Source organism: Actinoplanes awajinensis subsp. mycoplanecinus (genome assembly GCF_001509495.1).
Classification (GTDB): domain Bacteria; phylum Actinomycetota; class Actinomycetes; order Mycobacteriales; family Micromonosporaceae; genus Actinoplanes; species Actinoplanes palleronii.
This window is the reverse complement of record NZ_LLZH01000345.1, coordinates 25,910-44,642: the sequence shown is the minus strand read 5'-3', so window position 1 is coordinate 44,642 and position 18,733 is coordinate 25,910. Positions and strand designations below refer to the sequence as shown.

Genomic DNA, 18,733 nt, shown 5'->3' with positions numbered 1-18,733 from the left:
GGGGCACCGCGACCAGGTTCGCCTTCCCCGCCTCGACGGTGAGGGTGTCCAGGTAGACAGCCGTGGGACCGGCAGCCGTGGCCGGTGCGGCCCCGCCGGCATCGATCACCTACTCCGACCCGTCGAAGCGCCACTGAGCGACCGACCATCCCGGCCCGCAACGACGCCCCACCCGAACACCTCGGGCAAGGCCGCAGACCCCCGCCGAGATCAAAATGGGCAAGCGGCGCGGCTGGTGCCGCCGGTCCGGATACCAGCCGCGGTGACCACCTCAGGACGAGCTTGCTGCGGCTGGTCCTCAGGGGTGTCTCGAAGGGCCGGAGGCACCCCTGAGGACCAGCCGCGGGCCGGGAGCGCGCCGCGGCGGCGGGGCTAGGACGGGGTGACGGTGGCGGCGGTGAGGACGACGACGCCTTTCGGGTTGCCGCACTGGACTCGGATCGTCAGCTGTTCCACGCCCTCGACCGCGCCGGTCAGCGGCTTCGGGCTGGTCACCGAGGCGGTCTGCTGGCGTCCGGCCTCGGTGGTGGAGAGCGTGCCGTCCTTCTGCCGGGTGCCGGCCACCGCGAACACGTAGGTCGCCCCGCCCGTGTCGGTGCCGGCCGGGTAGTAGGGCCGCACCTCGGCCCGGAAGTCCAGATAGTGGCCACCGAGCCGCCAGGTGACGTCGCGGGCCTGATCCCCGGGCTGGTTCGAGGGGCAGGAGACGGCGATCGGGTGGTCGGCGAACTCCGGCTTGTCGCGGATCGCCCGGGGCACCGCGACCAGGTTCGCCTTCCCCGCCTCGACGGTGAGGGTGTCCAGGTAGACAGCCGTGGGACCGGCAGCCGTGGCCGGTGCGGCCCCGCCGGTCGTGGTCGCCGGAGCGGCGGTCGTGGCGCCCCCGGCGGTGGTCGCTGCGCCGGCGGTCGGTGCGGGTGCCGGGTCCGGTGCCGGGGATTTCGGCCACTGCCAGGCCGCGACGGCCACGACGGCACTGAGGACACCGGCCACCATCGACGACAGGGCGACCAGGTCACGTTTCTTGCGCTTGCCCGCCGGGCTGTGCCGGGACGCATCGCTGAGAGAGGGAGGGATCGTGCTCAACGTTCTGCCGCCTGCGGGGTAGTCGCCGGTTCGGAGGCGTCACCTTACATCGATCAGTGTCCACCAGGTGACGGATAGTCGACAGGTGCATCGAGGACAGTGGACGGCTATGGTGCCGGTTACCTTCGGTTATTGATCACAGAGGATTCGGTGAGCGTGAGCCACGACAACCCGTTCCCGCAGGATCCGACGACGGTCGTTCCGCCGGCCAAGGCACCCCGGAAGGGCGCGGGGTTCGCCACGTTCCTGGCACTGGTCGCCGTGCTGCTCGCGGCGGGCGCCGCCGCACTCGCGTGGCACGCCGGCACCGTGGCCTCGGAGGCCGCCGACAAGGTGGACGAGCTGGCCGCGAAACAGGCGTCGGCCGCCGCTGCGCCGACCACCGCGCCGCCGGCCGATCCGACGGCGGCGCCGGCCACCACCGGCCCGGCCGAGCCGGCCGGGGCGACGACGACAGCGGCGGTCCCGGACGGGTCGACTCCGCCGCTGAGCGCGACGACCCTGTTCACGCAGAAGTACCTGGAGAAGAACCTGGTAGTACCGTCCGACTGCAACAGCTCCGTCTACATCGATCTGGACGACCCGAAGGTGCAGGTCGATCCGGCGGTGTCCGAGCTGAGCTACTACAACTTCTGCAATGCGGGGAACACCCCGTACCTCAGCCTGCAGGCCGGGGTGGAGGGGACCGCGTACGACTCGGAGGCGTTCGACCCGGGTGACTGCGTGAGCCAGATCGTGCTCAAGCCCCTCGCCAAAGAGGGTCGCCTGCCGGTCCGGCAGGGACAGGTGTACTGCCTGACCACGTCGAGCAGCGCGGCGCAGAAGGCCGGGGTGCCCCGGCGGCTGGTGAGCCTCACGGTCACCGGTGTCGCGAAGGACGGCGCTCTGGCGATCAAGGCCACCGCCTGGGACGCCCCGAACAGCTGACGGCCACCCGGCCGGCCGGGTTCAGTCCTGGCCGGCCTCGGCGAACCACCGGTTGGCCACCTGGGTGTGCAGGCTGAAACCCAGCTCGGCCGGCCCGGTGAGCACCTCGAGCCCCAGGGTCTCGCCACCCGCGGGCGCCGTGGGCAGGTCAGCAGCCGGCGGCAGCAGTCCGAAAACGAGCAGCGTGCCATCCGGGGCGCTGTGTGTGTCGAACAGTCGTACCTCTAAAGGGTCTGCTTTAAGCCCGGTCTCCTCGCCCAGCTCGCGCGTCGCAGCGGCCTGCCACGTCTCGCCCACCTCGATGAAGCCGCCCGGCAGGGCGAGCGTGCCCTCCGCCGGGGCGATGCCGCGCCGCACCACCAGCAGACCGGAACCGATCGGCTGCAGGGCGACCGCGACCGGGGTCGGATTCCGGTACGTCGTCTCGCCGCACGCCGCGCACCGCCGCGGCCAGGGCTGATCGGGGATGAACCGCGCGCCGCAGAACGTGCAGTGCGCGTGCCGGTCGGGCGTCACGCGTGCAGCGGGGCGTTGCACGCGGCGACCAGCGCCTGCCGGCACGCCGCGGTCAGTGGCCGCAACGCCTCGTCACGCTGCTGCGCCTCGTAGCCGTTGATCGCGCCACCCGGCGCGTTCGTCTCGGCGAGCGCGAGCACCTGGTCGAGCACGCTGGCCCGGGCGAACAACCGCCGCGAGCGCGGGTCGAAGCCGGGTGGCAGGGTGGCCGTGCTCTCCGGGCGGCGCAGCGCCTGCAACGCGCCGGCCAGCTCGGGTTTCCACTGCGCCACGTCCAGTTTGGCGAGCCTGGCGGTGACTTCGCCGAGCGTCGCGGTCAGCTCGGCCTCGGCCTCGGCCGCGCCGATCTGGAAGCCCGGGCGGTGCTCGGGGGCCGGCAGCACCCGCCAGACCACGGTCTCGAACTCCACTCCGGAGCCGGACGTGTGCCGCCGCACCTCGGGCACCACACCGAACTCGGGGGTGATCAGCGCCTCGCCGGCCAGCAGCGCGGCGCCGGTCAGCGGGCCCGGGCCGGGCAGGCCACGCGGGTCGCCGGGCACCGGGAGGACCAGCCGGATGTCGTCCGGATGCAGCTTCGCGAAGATCGGCAGGCCCTGGCCGAGCGGCACGTCGGTCCAGGTGCCGGGTGCGTCGGCGACGAGGTGCTCCTCGTCGGCGGCGATCTCGTCGGCCAGGTCGTCGAACGGAACCAGTCCGGCGCGCCAGGCCCGCACCCAGGCCACGAATCGGGTGGACCGGCGGGCGGTGCGGGTGGCCGCATCTGCTGCGGGTGACATGCGAGCAAGGGTACGTGCCATCCCAAGACCTTGTCTCGACTCGGAGCGTCAGCCCGGCGTGTCCGGACGGACGGGTTACCGTGCGATTCATGTATGGGGAGGACGTGCTTTCCGGCAATTGGCGGCGCCGCAAGGTGATTCCGGAGGTGGACGCCGAGCCGGACCTGGTGGTCGAGGACGCCGACTCGGGCTTCTGCGGCGCGGTGATCGGGTTCGAGTTCGGCGCGGTGGTGCTCGAGGACCGGCACGGCAAGCGCCGCAACTTCCCGCTCGCCCCGGCCGCGTTCCTGCTCGACGGGAAGCCGGTCACGCTGCGCCGCCCGGCCGGTCAGGCGGCGCCGGAGCAGCGAAAGATCACCGCTTCGGGTTCGGTCGCGGTCGCCGGGGTGACCGCCCGGGTGGCCAAGGCCAGCCGGATCTGGGTGGAGGGCATCCACGACGCCGCGCTGGTCGAGCGGATCTGGGGCGACGACCTGCGGATCGAGGGTGTGGTGGTGGAGCCGCTGGACGGCATCGACGACCTGGCCGCGGCGGTCCGCGCGTTCCGGCCCGGTCCGCAGCGGCGGCTCGGCGTGCTCGTCGACCACCTGGTGCCGGGCTCGAAGGAGAGCCGGATCGTGGCCGCCGTCGACCACCCGGACGTGCTGATCACCGGGCATCCGTACGTTGACGTGTGGCAGGCCGTGAAGCCCCAGCGGGTGGGCCTGAGCAAGTGGCCGGTCATCCCGCCGGGCCGGCCGTGGAAGGAGGGCGTCTGCGCGGCGATCGGGGTGCGCCAGCCGGCCGACATGTGGCGCCGCATCCTGTCCTCGGTGAACAGCTACAAGGACGTCGAGACCCCGCTGATCAACTCGATGGAACGCTTGATCGACCATGTGACGGTGCTGCCGGAATAAGAGCCCCGATCCGGGCGGCGGCCTCGGTGAGGCGGTCCGGTGGGTGCGCGGCGTAGCCCAGGACCAGGCCGGGCGGTCCGGGCAGCAGGCGGTGCCAGCTGAGTGGATGGACCAGCACCCCGGCATCCCGGATCCGCTCGGCGAGTGCCACGTCGTCGCCGTCCGGCAGCTCGACCAGCAGGTGCAGCCCGGCCGCCACGCCGCGGACCCGGGCCTGCGGCAGGTGCGCGCGCAACCCGGCGAGCAGCGCGTCCCGGCGGGCCCGCTGCCGGGTCCGCACCGAGCGCAGGTGCCGTTCGTAGTCGCCGGAGGCCAGCAGCTCGGCGAGCACCAGCTGGGGGAGCGCGGAGCAGCCCAGGTCGCTCGCGTGCTTCGCGGCGAGCAGGGTGGCCTGCATCCGGCGGGGCGCGATCAGCCAGCCCAGCCGCATCCCCGGCGCCAGGGACTTGGAGACGCTGCCCAGGTAGGCGACCCGTTCCGGCGCGGAGCCCTGCAGGGCGGCGACCGGGGCGCGGTCGTACCGGTGCTCGGCGTCGTAGTCGTCCTCGATCACCAGGTGCTCGCCGGCGCCGGCCCAGTCGAGCAGCTCGCGGCGGCGGTCCGGCCCCAGCACCACGCCGGTCGGGAACTGGTGCGCCGGGGTGAGCAGCACGGTGGACCGGCCGCTCGCCCGGAGCGGCGCGACCAGCAGGCCGTTCTCGTCGATCGGGATCGGTTCCGGGCGGACACCCCAGTGCGCCATCTGGTCACGGGCGCCGCGCGAGCCGGGATCCTCGACCGCCCACACGTCCTCGCCTGCGGCGGTGCGGATCTGCGCCAGGAGGGCGAGACCTTGCGCGACGCCGCCGCACACCAGGACGTCGTCCGCTTCGGCCACAACTCCGCGGGTACGACGGAGCCAGGCGACCAGCTCGGCCCTCAGCCGCGGAATGCCACCCGGGTCGCCGTACCCGAGGTCGGCCGCCGTGACCCGGTCCAGCACCGCGCGTTCCGCACGCAGCCACGCGGCCCGGGGGAACGCGGACAGGTCCGGCACGCCGGGGGACAGGTTGAGGTCGATGCCGTCCGGGGTGGAGAGTGGCAGCCGCAGCTCGTGCAGGGTGCGCCGGCGGTCGGCGGGTGGCCGTGGGGCGACCGCGGCGTCCCGGGTCACCACGGTGCCCGACCCGGTCCGGGCCCCGGCCAGCCCCTCGTCGGCCAGCCGCTGGTAGGCCTGCACCACCACGCCCCGGGAGACGCCGAGCTCGGCGGCGAGCAGCCGGGTGGCCGGCAGCCGGGCGCCGGGCGCGAGACGCCCGGCCGTGATCGCGCCGCGCAGCCCGTCGGTGAGCCAGCCGGTCAGCCCCTTGCCCGGTGCGTCCGCCGCGCGCAGCTGCAGGAAGTCCGATCCGCCCTCGGGTCGCAATTGGTCCTCCACATCGCCCCGGGATTGGTCCTCGAAACGGACCATACCCGCCGGGAGCATGAGGCGCATGAAGGTGTCATCGATCCTCGCCGGCACGGCCGGCATGGTTTTCGTCGGCGGCAGCGTCGCGGTCTCCGGTCACCTCGCGGACGCGCCGAACCTCACCGTCCAGGCTCTCCGGTACGCGGTGGCCTGCCTGCTGCTGCTCGCCTGGGCCCGCTGGACCCGCACGCCGCTGCACCGCCCGCGCGGCGCCGAACGGCTCTGGCTGCTCGGGGTGACCGTGGCCGGCCTGCTGTTCTTCAACATCGCCCTGGTGCACGGCTCTCAGCACGCCGAACCGGCGGTCCTCGGCGTCGCGGTCGCCTGCGTGCCGATCCTGCTCGCCGCCGGTGGCCCGATGCTCGAGGGTCGCGGGCCGGCGCCGCGGGTGCTGCTCGCCGCGGCCGTGGTCACCCTCGGCGCGATCCTGGTCGAGGGCCTCGGCCGTACCGACGCGACCGGGGTGTTCTGGGCCGTGGTGACGTTCGTCTGTGAGGCGCTGTTCACCCTGCTCGCCGTGCCGGTGCTCGGCCGGCACGGCCCGCTCGGGGTCTCGGTGCACACGACCGGGATCGCCACCGGGCTGTTCGGGGTGCTCGGCCTGGTCGTCGAGGGCCCGGCCGCGGTCACCCGGCTGCGCCTCGACGACGTGCTGGCCGGCGCGTATCTCGCGGTCGCGGTGACCGCTGTCGCGTTCCTGCTCTGGTACACCTGCGTCACCCGGATCGGGGCCGGCCGCGCCGGGCTGCTGACCGGCGTCGCACCGATCTCGGCCGCGCTGACCGGAATGGCCCTGGGCGCCCCACCCCCGCAACCCCTGGTCTGGCTCGGCATCACCACCGTCACCGCCGGCCTGGCCCTGGGCCTGACCACCCAGCCCGAACTCCCCACGCAAGCCGAAGTGCCAACGTGTGTGTGTTGTGGTGCGCTGCGCGCCGAAACTCCCCACGCAAGCCGAAGTGCCAACGTGTGTGTGAAGTTGTGGTGCGCTGCGCGCCGAAACTCCCCACGCAAGCTGGGGAGCGGTCTTGCGTTTCGCTGCGCACCGCGCGGGGCGCGGGGCGGTCCGGAGTGGTGCGGGCGTCGCGCGGGACCGGCCCGGGGCGTGGCTCGTGGCCTGCGGCGGGGCGGTCGGTTTGCGTACCGGAAAAGGAATTAAGCGAGGTCGCGGGGATCTCGGCTGTAGACGAACGTCGCGATTTCGATCTTGGTGGTGGTGCCGTCCGCGGCTCGGAGGACGGTCAGCACCTCGCCCTCGTCGTCGCCCTCGGTGCCGCGCCAGCGGTCCGGTGCCTCGCGGCGGAAGCGGGTCCGGTGACCGATCCTGGTCATCACGAGGCCGTCGCCTTCCGGGGTGATGTCGTATTCGCGGCCCATCCACCACCAGCGGCCGCAGATCTCGGCGGCCTCGCCCAGCGGCTGGGCCGGCGGCTGCCAGGCGGTGACCGGGGCGGCCGGCTCGCTGTCCAGGACGGTGGTGAGCGTGCGCAGGCTGAGGCCCTTGATCCGCTCGTCGCCGGCCAGGCCGTAGGCGTTGGCGAACACCACCACGCCGGTGCGGCTGCGGCGGTGGACCGCGAGGTGGGCGACGTAGCCCGGCATCGAGCCGGCGTGGCCGACGTAGACGCGCTCGCCGACCCGGAACAGCTGCGGGCCCAGGCCGTGCCCGGAGGTCCACGACTCCAGGTCGTCGATGGTCACCGGGCTGCACATCTCGTCGACGGTCTCCCGGGACAGCACGGCCGGCGCCGGATCGGCCAGGAAACCGGCCCACTTGGCCAGGTCGGTGACCGTGGACCAGAGCTGCCCGGCCGGCGCCATCGCGCCGCTGTCCGGGCGTGGCTCCTCGTGCAGCGCGCCGCCCAGCGAGTGCACCACGTAGCCGCGGGCGAACGGCTCCATCGGGTGATAGCTGGTCCGCTTCATGCCCAGCGGCTCCAGCACCCGCTTGGTCGCCAGTTCGGTCCAGCTCTGCCCGGTGACCCTGGTGAGCACCGCGCCGAGCAGGCCGTAGGCCAGGTTCGAGTAGCGGTAGCGGCGGAACGGCGGCCCGGTCAGCTTCTCGTAGGTCAGCCCGGCCAGCAGCTGGTTCACGTCACCGCCGGCCCGGCGCTCCCACCACGGGCCGTCCGGCTCGCGCTGCAGGCCGGAGACGTGCCCGAGCAGCTGGCGCAGCGTCACCCCGCCGATCGGGGTGCCCGGCAGGTGCCGGTAGAGCAGGTCGTCGAGGGCGAAGAAGCCCTCGTCACGCAGCTGCATGACCAGCGTCGCGGTGATCGTCTTGGTGATCGAACCGATCCGGTACTGGGTCTTCGGGTCGGGCGGCGGGTTCTCCCCGGCGCCGGCGAAGTGCAGCACCGCCCGGTCCCGGACCACGGCCAGGGCGAGCGACGGCACCCGGCCGGCGGACTGTGCCCGGGCGGCGATCTCGTCGATCCGCCGGGTGGTCTCCGGAAGCAGTGTCACGGTGGGGGTCCTCCTGCTGTGCGACTGACAGGTCTAACTGCCCGGGGGCGGTTCGGCTACGCGAGACCGTGGCATCGCCGGGAGTGCGCGGACGTGACACGATCGTGGTTGTGGAAGCCGTACTCTGGATCGTTCTCGCCATCGCTCTCGCGATCGGCGAAGCCTTCACCGCGACCATTTTGATCATCTTCTTCGCGGCGGGTGCCGCGGCGGCGGCGCTGGCTGCCGCTCTCGGCGCCAATCTGCTTCTTCAAGTCATCGTGTTCGCGCTGGTCTCCGGCCTCTCGGTGGCCGCGATCCGGCCGGTGATCATGCGGCACGCGCGTTCGGCGCTGGAGACCGGTGACACGCCGTTCGGCATCGAGGCGATGGAGGGCCAGCACGGCACCGTGCTCGAGGACGTCGACGCCGACCACGGCCAGATCCGGATCGACGGCGAGATCTGGCAGGCCCGGTCGTTCGACGGCAAGGAGAGCTTCCCGGCCGGTGATCGGGTCCGGGTGGTCAAGATCCGTGGTGCTACCGCGCTGGTCTGGCACGACGACCTGCCGGACGTCTGATTCCCCTATTCGTACACAAAAAGGGTTTTGCGTTTTTTAGAGAGGCGCCATGGAAGCTGTCATCGCCATCCTGGTCATAGTCATCGCGATCTTCGCGGTGACCACCATCATCCGATCCATCCGGATCGTCCCGCAGCAGCGGATGGACGTCGTCGAGCGGCTGGGCCGGTACAAGCGGACCCTGAGCCCCGGACTGAACCTGCTGGTCCCGTTCGTCGACGCGGTGCGCAGCAAGGTCGACATGCGGGAGCAGGTGGTCTCCTTCCCGCCGCAGCCCGTGATCACCTCGGACAACCTGGTCGTCTCGATCGACACGGTGCTGTACTTCAAGGTCGTCGACCCGGTGCGCGCCACCTACGAGATCTCCAACTTCCTCCAGGCGATCGAACAGCTCACCGTCACCACCCTGCGTAACGTGATCGGCTCGCTGGACCTGGAGCGCGCGCTGACCAGCCGCGACCAGATCAACAAGCACCTCTCCAGCGTGCTGGACGAGACCACCGGCCGGTGGGGCATCAAGGTCACCCGCGTCGAGATCAAGGCGATCGAGCCGCCGCCGAGCATCCGCGACTCGATGGAGAAGCAGATGCGCGCCGAGCGGGAGCGTCGCGCGACGATCCTGAACGCCGAGGGCCACAAGGCCGCGCAGATCCTCACCGCCGAGGGTGAGAAGCAGGCCGCGGTGCTCCGCGCCGACGGTGACCGGCAGTCCCGGATCCTGCAGGCCGAGGGCCAGGCCAAGGCCATTCGTACGGTCTTCAACGCGATCCACGAGGCGAACCCGTCGCAGAAGGTGCTGGCCTACCAGTACCTCCAGGCCCTGCCGCAGATCGCGAACGGCACCGCCAACAAGGTGTGGATCGTGCCGACCGAGCTGACCAAGGCCCTCGAGGGCATGGGCGGCGCGCTCGGTGGCCTGGCGAACATGGTCGGCGACCTCCCGACGACGACTGTCGACGCGGCCGCGGTCGAGCGCGAGGCGGCGGAGGCGGCCCGGGCCGCGGCCGTCGAGGCCCAGCGGGTGACCGCCGAGGTGCGTGAGGCCGAGGCGCAGGTCACCAGCGGCGCCACCGGTACCGCCGCGCTGCCGGTGGCCCCGGACGTCGAGCCGCCGACCGAGGCGATCGGCGGAGCCGACTACGACGGGGTCAACCAGTCCCGCGCGTGACATCGTTTTTCGGACGGCAGGCCTGCTATCGGGCCTGCCGTCCGGCATTTCTGGGCATTTCCTGAGATGTCCCTCACAAGTTCCTGCTGATTTGGCATGCTTCGTCTCGGATTCCCGACCGGTTCCTCGGCCGCTCGGTGTGTTGCCCCTGCGAGCGAGGCGGAGCCATGAGCATCAGCCATCGTCAGACCGCGAGCGGCCGGCCGTTGCGGGTCGCCCCGGCCTGGGTCGGCGCCGCGACCCCGACCGCCGACTCACCGGCGGACCACTATCTGCTTCCGGTACGCGACGCCGTCTGGATCTGGTCGGTCCGGCGGTTCGCCCGGCTGGCCCTCTGGGCGCTGCCGGCCGCGGCCGTGCTCTACGGCTGGTTCACCGTGGGCGTGAACGTCCCGCCCGGCCCGCTCCCGGTCGGCCTGCTGGCCGCCTGGCTGGCCGCCGTCTCGCTGATCGCCCTCGCCGGGCTGCTCGCCGGGTCGCGCACCCGGCGGATCGCGCTGACCGGCCTGCTGGTCACCCTGGCCGGGGCCACCCTGCTGGTGCCGCTCGCCGTGCTGCCCGAGGAGATCGCCGGTGAGGCTTTCGCGATGGCTCCCGGCCAGGTGCACACCCTGATCGAGGCGGCCTGCGCGTTCACCGGGACCGGGGTGCTGCTGCTCGGCTGGGCGGTGTTCCGCTCCAAGCTGGTCAACCCGGCCGACGGCGTGCTGCTGATGCTCGCCGCCGTCGCCCTGGGTGCGGGGTCGCACGCGGTGAAGCCGCTGCCGACGGTCGGTGCGCTGCTGATGCTGGCGGCCGGGATGGGCCTGGCGTGGACCGGCGGCCGGCTGGTCCCGCGTTCCTGACCCCCTACTTTGGTCGGAAGCGCCGCTCTCGGCCCGGTCGATACGTTCGAGGGCATGACAGCGAAAATCCTGGCCGGGTCGGCGACGTTCGTGGTGGGTCTGCTGCTGTGGCTGTTCGCCGGTGACGTCGAGATCCCGGTCTTCACCCTGACCAAGGTCGGCGTGGTGCTGATGGTGGTCGGCGCCCTCGAGATCTGTTACGGGTTGTACTCCGGAATTTCGAGGGGAGACGCACATGGCACGGGTGATCGCTGACATCTCGATGTCGCTCGACGGCTTCGTCACCGGACCGCACCCGGGCCCGGACAACGGGCTCGGCGACGGTGGTGAGGGGCTGCACACCTGGGCGCTGCGGCCCGACGCGGTGGACAGTGACGTGCTGGACGGCACGGTCGCCGCCACCGGCGCGGTGATCATGGGGCGCCGGCTGTTCGACATCATCGACGGCCCGCACGGGTGGAACGACAAGATGGGCTACGGCGCGGATCGGGCCGCCGAGCCACCGGTCCTCGTCGTCACCCGCAACCCGCCGGAGCACGTGCGGCTGGCCGACCGGATCACGTTCGTGGTGGACGGGCTGGCGAACGCGGTGGCCGCGGGCGCCGCGATCGCCGAGGAACGGGACGTGGTGATCATGGGTGGCGCCGAGATCATCCGAGGGGCGCTGGAGGCCGGGCTGGTCCACGAGCTGCGGTTGCATCTCTCACCGGTGCTGCTGGGCGCGGGAACCCCGCTGTTCGCCGCCGGGCCGCCTGGTGGGTCGCGGCCTTCGCCGCGGCTTCGCCAGATTTTGGTACGGCCGTCAGCACACGCCACCCACCTGACTTACCTGGTCGAGTGATCGTCTTTCCGGAGGGGCACCCCGCCCGAGCTGTGCACGGTGGCCGTCTGGTCGACTTGGTGGTGTGCCCGACGTTCAACTGATCACCGACCCGGACGACGAGCGGCTCGGCGACTATCGCGCGCTGACCGACCTCGAGCTGCGCATCAAGTGGGAGCCGCCGAACGGACTGTTCATCGCCGAGGGGGAGCTGGTGCTGCGGCGGGCGCTGCGTGCCGGGTACCGCCCGCGGTCGTACCTGATCGACGTCAAGCGGGTCGCCCAGCTCGACGACGTGCCGGACGGCGCCCCGATCTACGCGGCCACCCCCGACGTGCTGGAACGCGCCACCGGATTCCACGTGCACCGGGGCGTACTGGCCTCGTTCCACCGCGAGGAACTGCGCAGCGCCGACGAGGTGCTGGCCACCGCCCGCCGGGTCGCGATCCTGGAGGACGTCAACAACCACACCAACATCGGTGCGGTGTTCCGGGGCGCTGCCGCGCTCGGCATCGACGCCGTGCTGCTGTCGCCGACCTGCGCCGACCCGCTCTACCGGCGCGCCGTCCGGGTGAGCATGGGCGAGGTGTTCGCCGTGCCGTACGCCCGGCTGGAGCCGTGGCCGGATGCGCTGGGCCGGGTGCGGGAGGCCGGGTTCACCGTGCTCGCGCTGACCCCGGACCCGGAGGCGGTGCCGTTGCAGCGCCTGGCGCCGGAGCAGCGGCGCCGGACCGCCCTGCTGCTCGGCGCGGAGGGGCCGGGGCTGTCCCGGCACGCGATGGCCGCGAGTGACGTACCGGTGAAGATTCCGATGCGGCGCAACGTGGACTCGCTCAACGTCGCGGCGGCGGCCGCCGTCGCGTTCTGGGAACTGGGACGGGACGACGATGACATCTGAGCTGGTCACCGAGCGGCTCCGGCTGCGGCAGTGGACCGATGACGATCTGGCCGGCTGGGTGGCGATGAACGCCGATCCGCGGGTCCGGGAGTTCTTCCCCGAGGTGCTCACCGCCGAGCAGGCCGCGGCGTCGCTCGACGCGTTCCGCAGTGACCTGGAGGCGCGCGGCTGGGGGTGGTGGGCACTCGAGGTGACCGCGACCGGCGAGTTCATCGGCATGGCCGGGCTCGATCCGGTCGACGAGGAGGCGCCGGTGACCGGCGTCGAGGCCGGCTGGCGGCTGGCGGCGACGGCGTGGGGCCACGGGTACGCGACCGAGGCGGCCCGGGCCGTACTCGAATACGGCTTCCACGAGCTGGGCCTGCCCGAGATCCTGGCGATCACGGTGACCGGGAACGCCCGGTCCCGCGCGGTGATGGACCGGCTCGGGATGACCTACGACCCGGCCGCCGACTTCGACGACCTGACCGCCCCGCCGGGCCCGCTGCGCCCGTCGGTGGTGTACCGGCTGACCGCTCTCTAGGGCCGCGGCGAGCGCCCGTGGTGGTTTCGGTGCCGGAACGGGCGGAACCGCAGGCCGGGACGTGCCGATGCTTGCCGAGTGGGTGTCGATGGGCGATCCGTGCGGGAAGATGGGTGCCGGGGCCGGTTCTGCTGTTGCTTCTCGGGGGGTGTCGGTTGTCGTCTGGTCCGGGATCAGATCCGCATCTGCTCGCCCTGTTGCGCGCCATCCGGCTTCGCCAGAGCGCTCCCGACGCGGCCGCCGCCGGTGCCGCCGACGCGGCCGCCGCGCTGTCCGAGATGTCCGGCGGGCGTGCGAAACCCGGGCCTGAGCCGCAGGACGCCGAGCCGGAGCCGCGTGCCACCCCGGAAACCCCGCCCCGGGCGACCGGCTCGCCCGTCGGCGGTTTCCCGCCGGGCACCGGATATCCCGTCCTGCGCTCCGGCTCCGTCGGACCGGTCCCGGCGCCCGGCGAGGGCGCGGCCGCAGGCCGAGGTCCGGCTTCGGGAGACGCTTCGGAAGACGATGCGGCTGCGGGCCGCGGTGCGGAGAGCGACGGTCCGAGTGAGCCCGCCACCCCGGCCGGATCACCCGGGGTCGGAAGGGCGGGCGGCGGCGGCGCCGGTGCGGCGGGCCGCGCGGCGTCGAGTGCGGAGGCCCAGCGCGGCCGGGCGTTCTGGCAGAACGTGCAGAAGGGCGGCCCGGTCACCCGCCCCGAGCAGCCCGGCACCGGCGCGACCGGCGCGACCGGCTCGGGCGGGACCGGCCGGGGCGGGACCGGGCGAGGTGGCGGAGTGCGTCCCGGCGCCGGCTCGGAGCTGCTCTGGCGCGGTGACCAGGGCGCGGCACTGGGCCGCGCCGGGATGGACGCCGGCGACCGGCGACCAGGCGCCACCCCGCAGCCGGGATCACCCGGCCACCCGGCCACCGCCGGCCAGCCGGCGAATTCCGCACGGCCAGGAGACCCGGCGCGGCCCGGAGACCCGGCACGGGCGGGAACCGCCGGGCCGCCGGAGCGGGGCGGGATCGGGCGCGATTACGGCGTACCGATGAATCGGGTTAATCCCATCACCGGGATCAACCCGGCCGGACCAGCGGCGCCGGTCACCGCGATCCCCGGTATAGCGCCGCCGCGCTCGATCGGCCCTACCGGCACCGAGTTCCCCTCGGTGACCCCCGCCGAGTACGCGGCGCACGTCTCCCCCCGGACCACCAGGCACACCGGCCCGGCGGACGGCATGGACCCGGGCGACATGATGGCGTTGCGCGACACGCAGCGGCTGCTCAGCACGAGTCTGACCTTCGCCGGCGGGGTGGCCGAGGTGGCCGACCGGCTGTGGACCGCGCTGCTGCAGGCCCAGCCGGACCTGCTGACCGTGCTGCCCGGCACCCCGGCCTCGCAGCGCGACCAGCTCGCCCGGGCGATCACCTGGCTGGTGCACCGGCTCGACGATCCGCCCGCGGTGGTGGCCGGGTGTGCGCAGCTGGGCGCGGCGCTGGCCGAGTGCGGCCTGCAGTGGAACCAGCTGCAGCTGGTCGGCGCGGCGCTCGCCGAGGCGATGCGGGCCGGTATGACACCGGGCAACTGGCGGCAGGACTTCGACCAGGCCTGGCGCTGGACGTGGCAGCACGTCTACGAGTGGATCGTGCACGGCGGCACCCTGATCACCTACCAGCCGACGATCTGGGACACCGAGGTGATCGGCCACGAGCTGCGCCGCGACGATCTCGCCGTGGTGCGGCTCCGCCCGTTCCTGCCGCTGCCGTACCGGCCGGGGCAGTTCGCCCGGGTCGCCCTCGACGGCGTGCCCGGGGTCTGGCGGCCGTATTCGCTGGCCGGCGCCCCGCACCGGGACGACGTGATCGAGCTGCACGTGCGGGCCAAGACCGAGGCCGGGGTGAGCGGCACGCTGGTGCACCACACCCGGGTCGGTGACCGGATCCGGGTCAGCCGCGCCGAGGGCGGGATGGGCCTGCCCGCCGAACCGGGCCGCGGCATGCTGATGATCGCCGGGGACACCGGGGTGGCGCCGATGAAGGCGATGCTCGCCCAGCTGGCCGCGACCCAGGATCCGCGCCCCGCGGTGCTGTTCTGGGGCGTGCGGACCCTCGACGAGCTCTACGACATCGACGACCTGGTGACGATCGCCCGGCAGGCGCCCCGGGCCACCGTCATCCCGGTGGTCTCCGAGGGCGATCCCGGGCCGTACCCGTTCGGGCTGGTCACCGACGCGGTGGCGGCCTACGGCGAGTGGAGCCGGGACGAGGTCTACCTGGCCGGGCCGCCGCTGATGCTGGTGGCCACCACGATCGCGCTGCGCGAGCTGGGCGTGTCACCGCGGCGGATCCACCACGACATCCCGGAGTGATCTTTACCGGGCGCCTACCGCATAGCCCGCGATCGACGGCCAGCGGACGGTGAGCACGACGGTCTCCTCGGGCGCATACCAGGAGTGGTCGACCCCGTGCCCCCACACCACGTAGTCGCCCTGCTCGGCGAGGACCACGGTGCGCTCCGGGAACTCCATGTGGAAGCAGCCGCTGATCAGCACGAGCAGCGCGGTCCGCTGCTCACCGCGGACCCACTCGGCCCGCCGGTCGCCGGCCGGGTGCCGCCCCCACTTGATCTCGACGTCCGCGCTGTGCCGCGGGTCGCCCTCGGGTTTGAAGTGGCCCAGCAGCCAGCCCCGCTCGGCGAGCGCGTCCGGGTCGGCGTTCCCCGTATAGATCAGGTCCATCGTTCAGAGGGCATCGTTCAAGATCTTTTGGTACGACGGGGGAACGTGGTGCGGCCCGCCCGGCGTGAACACGTTGCTGTGCGAGACGGTGTCCCAGGCCGACGCCGGCACGGCGGCGCGCAGGGCGACCAGCACCGGCGCGTCATCGGTCAGCATCGACAGCGCCACCAGGCACTCCTCGGCCTCGCCGACACACTCGAACGGCTTGTGCCCGTCGACGCCGAGCAGCTCCAGGAAGCCCGGCACCTGTGCCTCGGCGGCGAACAGGTCGTGCCCGAAGATGTGCGCGAGCCGCTCGCGGGACATGTGCGGGGCCATCGCCAGGAAGACGAACCGGCACTTCGGGCAGTCACCGCACCAGCGCGCCGTGGGGTCGTGCAGCTTGAAAGCCTTGTTACAGCTTGTCACAACATCATCGTACGCAGTGTGACCGGCGAACAGCTGCGCGATGTGCAGCTCGGAGAGCGTGCGCAGCAGCGAGAAATACGGGTCGACGAGGCCGGTGTGCGCCGCGACGGCGGACCGCAGCAGCCCCTCGGCGAGCACGCCCTTGGACCACTGGTGGTTGACCTCGTGACCGTTCCAGACCAGGTTCGGGTCGGAGGCGGACCGCTCGTTCGACATGACCACCGGGCCCAGCCCGTGCCAGACCGCGGTGGCGACCGCGATCAGCGAGTTGATCGCGGTGACCGGGATGTGGCCGTTCAGCGCGCCGGCCTTGTTCAGCTCGAACAGCAGCGGGTCGAGCTTGCGGCGGGCGGCCAGGGCGGTCAGGCCGGAGGCGGCGTTCACGTTCACGATCACCGGGTTCGGGTTGACCGAGAACGGCACCGGGTCGAGCCCGGCCGCGCGGAGGATCTCCAGCGTGACGATGGAGTCCTTGCCGCCGCCGACCGCGGAGAGCGGCCGTCCGGTGACCTCGACCGGCGCGGCCGGCGCGAGCACGCCCGGCGTCTCGACGGTCAGCTCCAGCACGTGCGGGAGCTGGTTGCGGTACGCGTACTCGGCCAGGCCGTCGGTGTAGATCCGGGTGAACCAGGCGGCCACCTCGGGGGCCACCGGCAGCGGCGCGAGCACCCGCGGCGGTGCGCCGACCTTGTAGTAGCTCACCCCGGCGACCACGTGCAGCAGCTCGAGCACCCGGTGCAGGGTCTCGAGGTCGTGACCCTCGGCCGGCACCGGAAGGGTGATCGTCTCGGTGAACCGCAGCGGCTCCGGCCCGTCGAGCAGGTAATCGAACGTGGCGATCCCCGTCGTCGGGTCGAACGCGTACGAGGGGAAGCGCATGACGTCGAACTGCACCCGGAAGCTCCTGTCTTTGGGCCGACGGGCAATATTAGTTCGGTCCCGCGAAAAAACGACTTGGGGAGACGACCGTGCGCCTGGCAGACCTGCGTGACCGATCGGTGGCGGTCTGGGGAACCGGCCGCGAGGGACGAGCCGCGGTGACCGCGATCGCCGCGCACGCCCCGTCCCGGCTGATCGCGGTGAACGACGGCGCCGGCTACCTCGACGACCCCTGGGACGGCACGCTCGCCCCACTGGCCGGCGGCGAGCACGCCTTCGCGGCACTGGCCAGCGCGGACGTCGTGGTGCGCTCGCCCGGTGTGCCGTCCACCCACCCGTTCATGGCCGAGCTGCGGTCCCGCGGCGTCACGGTCACCGGCGGCAGCGCCCTCTGGATGGCCGACCACGCCGAGCAGACCGTCGGCGTCACCGGCAGCAAGGGCAAGAGCACCACGTCCAGCCTGATCAGCCACCTGCTGGCGGCGGTCGGGAAGCCCAACGCGTACGGCGGCAACATCGGCGTCCCGCTGCTCGACCTGCCGCCCGCCGAGCTGTACGTGCTGGAGCTGTCCAGCTACCAGTGCGCCGACCTGACCGACTCGCCCCGGGTCGCGGTGGTCACCTCGCTCTTCCCGGAGCACCTGGACGCGCACGGCGGCGAGCGCGAGTACTACCGCGACAAGCTGAACCTCCTGCAGTACGGACCGGAACTGATCGTCGTGAACGGCACCGACGAGCGCCTGCGCGACGAGATCCGCACCGTCCACGACCGCAACGGGTTCCCGCCGGTGCCGGTCGCCGCCGAGGACTCCCGTTTCCGGGTCACCGACGGCGTGGTCTTCTGCAGCGACGAGCCGCTGTTCGAGCGGGCCGCGCTGCGGCTCAAGGGCGGCCACAACGAGCGGAACCTGTGCGTCGCGCTGGCCGTCCTGGACGGCATGGGCGTCGACGTGGTCGGGCTGCGCACCGAGCTGGCCGCGGCGGTCCGGTCCTTCGAGGGGCTGCCGCACCGGCTCACCGAGATCGAGGACCCGTCCGGTCTCACGTTCGTCGACGACACCCTGTCGACGTCGCCGTACGCCACGATGCACGCCGTCGAGGCCTACGAGAACCGTGCACTCACCGTGTTGGTCGGCGGCACCGACCGGGGCCTTGACTACGCTCCGTTACGAGAATTCCTCGCCTCCCGCGAACTCACCGTGATCGGCATGCCGGACAGCGGCCCGCGGATCCTGGCCGAGCTGGCCGGCCTCCCGAAGGTCACCACGATCACGTCCGAGGATCTCGCCGACGCGGTCCGGCTGGCCCGCGAGGTCACCCCGGCGGGCGGCGTGGTGCTGCTGTCACCGGCCGCGCCGAGCTACGGCCGCTTCCGTAACTTCGAACACCGCTCCGAAGCGTTCATCGAGGCGATCCACGCCACGGGGAAGTAGCCGCGAGGCCGAGGGCGGGCTGCGGCCCGCTGAGGCCGAGCCTCCGGGCCTTTCCCCCCAAAACACCGTGAGCACCCGCCAGGTCCGCCCGGCTGGTGCTCACGGTCGTCTCACGGCTTTTGAGGGAGCCGCCAGCACCAGCCGGGGGTCGCGAGCCGGCTGCAGGCCCGGCTGGTGCTCACGGTTGTCTCGGCGGCGTTGAGGCAGCCGCCGGCGCCAGCCGGGCCGTGTCCCGCTCAGCGGGATCGGGACGTGCGGCGGGGCGGGTGGCCGGGCGGCACGGGGGTGGGCGGCTGTGGCCGGAGAGGCCCGGTGCTGCGGCGGAGCGGTGCGCCGGCACCCGCCCCGGTCGGCCCGAGAATTTT

19 protein-coding genes are annotated in these 18,733 nt (G+C 72.7%); 12 read left to right on the top strand and 7 right to left on the bottom strand.

Annotated features, from left to right (window positions below; translation table 11 throughout):
* Positions 1–372 precede the first annotated feature (372 nt).
* Complete coding sequence (locus tag ADL15_RS49495; protein WP_157442099.1) at positions 373–1,086, bottom strand: hypothetical protein; 714 nt, start codon at positions 1,084–1,086, stop codon at positions 373–375.
* 132 nt (positions 1,087–1,218) lie between these two features.
* On the opposite strand from ADL15_RS49495, the gene ADL15_RS49490 reads away from it, so the two are divergent.
* Positions 1,219–2,013, top strand: a complete 795-nt coding sequence (locus tag ADL15_RS49490; protein WP_157442098.1) for a hypothetical protein — start codon at positions 1,219–1,221, stop codon at positions 2,011–2,013.
* A gap of 21 nt (positions 2,014–2,034) precedes the next feature.
* Here ADL15_RS49490 and ADL15_RS49485 read toward each other — a convergent pair whose 3' ends face one another.
* Both ADL15_RS49485 and ADL15_RS49480 read right to left on the bottom strand, forming a co-directional pair.
* Positions 2,035–2,529, bottom strand: coding sequence for an NUDIX domain-containing protein (locus ADL15_RS49485; RefSeq protein ID WP_067708074.1), 495 nt, complete (start codon positions 2,527–2,529; stop codon positions 2,035–2,037).
* Positions 2,526–3,308 carry a hypothetical protein gene (locus tag ADL15_RS49480; protein ID WP_067708071.1) on the bottom strand — a complete coding sequence of 261 codons (783 nt, stop codon included), beginning with the start codon at positions 3,306–3,308 and terminating at the stop codon, positions 2,526–2,528. Before ADL15_RS49480 ends, ADL15_RS49485 begins: the two co-directional genes overlap by 4 nt.
* Before the next feature lie 89 nt (positions 3,309–3,397).
* Here ADL15_RS49480 and ADL15_RS49475 point away from each other — a divergent pair, with 89 nt between their 5' ends.
* Positions 3,398–4,204 (top strand): DUF3097 domain-containing protein, encoded by an 807-nt coding sequence (locus tag ADL15_RS49475; protein WP_067708068.1) that lies wholly within the window; start codon positions 3,398–3,400, stop codon positions 4,202–4,204.
* Here the strand turns inward: ADL15_RS49475 and pdxR are convergent.
* On the bottom strand, positions 4,155–5,678 hold the full coding sequence (gene pdxR, locus ADL15_RS49470) for a MocR-like pyridoxine biosynthesis transcription factor PdxR (RefSeq protein WP_232345117.1): 1,524 nt from the start codon (positions 5,676–5,678) through the stop codon (positions 4,155–4,157). The genes ADL15_RS49475 and pdxR overlap by 50 nt on opposite strands.
* On the opposite strand from pdxR, the gene ADL15_RS49465 reads away from it, so the two are divergent.
* Entirely contained in the window at positions 5,677–6,810 is a 1,134-nt protein-coding gene (locus tag ADL15_RS49465) for a DMT family transporter (RefSeq protein WP_232345116.1), read from the top strand. The genes pdxR and ADL15_RS49465 overlap by 2 nt on opposite strands.
* Here ADL15_RS49465 and ADL15_RS49460 read toward each other — a convergent pair.
* A complete protein-coding gene (locus ADL15_RS49460; RefSeq protein WP_067708062.1) occupies positions 6,807–8,117 on the bottom strand; it encodes a serine hydrolase domain-containing protein in 1,311 nt (436 codons plus the stop codon). The two genes, ADL15_RS49465 and ADL15_RS49460, sit on opposite strands and share 4 nt — an antisense overlap.
* Positions 8,118–8,227: 110 nt before the next feature.
* On the opposite strand from ADL15_RS49460, the gene ADL15_RS49455 reads away from it, so the two are divergent.
* The 8 genes from ADL15_RS49455 (at position 8,228) to ADL15_RS49420 (ending at position 15,279) form a co-directional block, all read left to right on the top strand.
* On the top strand, positions 8,228–8,677 hold the full coding sequence (locus ADL15_RS49455) for an NfeD family protein (protein WP_067708059.1): 450 nt from the start codon (positions 8,228–8,230) through the stop codon (positions 8,675–8,677).
* A gap of 49 nt (positions 8,678–8,726) precedes the next feature.
* On the top strand, positions 8,727–9,845 hold the full coding sequence (locus ADL15_RS49450) for an SPFH domain-containing protein (RefSeq protein WP_067708054.1): 1,119 nt from the start codon (positions 8,727–8,729) through the stop codon (positions 9,843–9,845).
* A gap of 167 nt (positions 9,846–10,012) precedes the next feature.
* Positions 10,013–10,690 (top strand): hypothetical protein, encoded by a 678-nt coding sequence (locus ADL15_RS49445; protein WP_067708051.1) that lies wholly within the window; start codon positions 10,013–10,015, stop codon positions 10,688–10,690.
* 54 nt (positions 10,691–10,744) lie between these two features.
* Positions 10,745–10,945 (top strand): DUF5708 family protein, encoded by a 201-nt coding sequence (locus ADL15_RS49440; RefSeq protein ID WP_067708049.1) that lies wholly within the window; start codon positions 10,745–10,747, stop codon positions 10,943–10,945.
* Complete coding sequence (locus ADL15_RS49435; protein WP_067708046.1) at positions 10,926–11,531, top strand: dihydrofolate reductase family protein; 606 nt, start codon at positions 10,926–10,928, stop codon at positions 11,529–11,531. Before ADL15_RS49440 ends, ADL15_RS49435 begins: the two co-directional genes overlap by 20 nt.
* A 64-nt stretch (positions 11,532–11,595) precedes the next feature.
* Entirely contained in the window at positions 11,596–12,408 is an 813-nt protein-coding gene (locus tag ADL15_RS49430; RefSeq protein ID WP_198171357.1) for a TrmH family RNA methyltransferase, read from the top strand.
* The gene (locus tag ADL15_RS49425) at positions 12,398–12,931 is read left to right on the top strand and encodes a GNAT family N-acetyltransferase (protein ID WP_067708044.1); all 534 of its coding nucleotides are present in this window, start codon (positions 12,398–12,400) and stop codon (positions 12,929–12,931) included. Before ADL15_RS49430 ends, ADL15_RS49425 begins: the two co-directional genes overlap by 11 nt.
* A 197-nt stretch (positions 12,932–13,128) precedes the next feature.
* Complete coding sequence (locus ADL15_RS49420; RefSeq protein ID WP_232345115.1) at positions 13,129–15,279, top strand: flavohemoprotein; 2,151 nt, start codon at positions 13,129–13,131, stop codon at positions 15,277–15,279.
* A gap of 3 nt (positions 15,280–15,282) precedes the next feature.
* Here ADL15_RS49420 and ADL15_RS49415 read toward each other — a convergent pair whose 3' ends face one another.
* Both ADL15_RS49415 and ADL15_RS49410 read right to left on the bottom strand, forming a co-directional pair.
* On the bottom strand, positions 15,283–15,648 hold the full coding sequence (locus ADL15_RS49415) for a cupin domain-containing protein (protein ID WP_067708041.1): 366 nt from the start codon (positions 15,646–15,648) through the stop codon (positions 15,283–15,285).
* 3 nt (positions 15,649–15,651) lie between these two features.
* Positions 15,652–16,935, bottom strand: coding sequence for a hypothetical protein (locus tag ADL15_RS49410; protein WP_067708094.1), 1,284 nt, complete (start codon positions 16,933–16,935; stop codon positions 15,652–15,654).
* An 89-nt stretch (positions 16,936–17,024) separates the two neighbouring features.
* Here ADL15_RS49410 and murD point away from each other — a divergent pair, with 89 nt between their 5' ends.
* The gene (murD, locus tag ADL15_RS49405) at positions 17,025–18,368 is read left to right on the top strand and encodes a UDP-N-acetylmuramoyl-L-alanine--D-glutamate ligase (RefSeq protein WP_067708036.1); all 1,344 of its coding nucleotides are present in this window, start codon (positions 17,025–17,027) and stop codon (positions 18,366–18,368) included.
* Positions 18,369–18,733 lie beyond the last annotated feature (365 nt).

Bases quoted from the DNA above. Each gene is read 5' to 3' on its own strand.
- ADL15_RS49415 (WP_067708041.1), bottom strand. From the start codon at position 15,648: ATGGACCTGATCTATACGGGGAACGCCGACCCGGACGCGCTCGCCGAG.
- ADL15_RS49465 (WP_232345116.1), top strand. From the start codon at position 5,677: ATGAAGGTGTCATCGATCCTCGCCGGCACGGCCGGCATGGTTTTCGTC.
- pdxR (WP_232345117.1), bottom strand. From the start codon at position 5,678: ATGCGCCTCATGCTCCCGGCGGGTATGGTCCGTTTCGAGGACCAATCC.
- ADL15_RS49425 (WP_067708044.1), top strand. From the start codon at position 12,398: ATGACATCTGAGCTGGTCACCGAGCGGCTCCGGCTGCGGCAGTGGACC.
- ADL15_RS49440 (WP_067708049.1), top strand. From the start codon at position 10,745: ATGACAGCGAAAATCCTGGCCGGGTCGGCGACGTTCGTGGTGGGTCTG.
- ADL15_RS49435 (WP_067708046.1), top strand. From the start codon at position 10,926: ATGGCACGGGTGATCGCTGACATCTCGATGTCGCTCGACGGCTTCGTC.
- ADL15_RS49480 (WP_067708071.1), bottom strand. From the start codon at position 3,308: ATGTCACCCGCAGCAGATGCGGCCACCCGCACCGCCCGCCGGTCCACC.
- ADL15_RS49450 (WP_067708054.1), top strand. From the start codon at position 8,727: ATGGAAGCTGTCATCGCCATCCTGGTCATAGTCATCGCGATCTTCGCG.
- ADL15_RS49475 (WP_067708068.1), top strand. From the start codon at position 3,398: ATGTATGGGGAGGACGTGCTTTCCGGCAATTGGCGGCGCCGCAAGGTG.
- ADL15_RS49445 (WP_067708051.1), top strand. From the start codon at position 10,013: ATGAGCATCAGCCATCGTCAGACCGCGAGCGGCCGGCCGTTGCGGGTC.
- ADL15_RS49410 (WP_067708094.1), bottom strand. From the start codon at position 16,935: ATGCGCTTCCCCTCGTACGCGTTCGACCCGACGACGGGGATCGCCACG.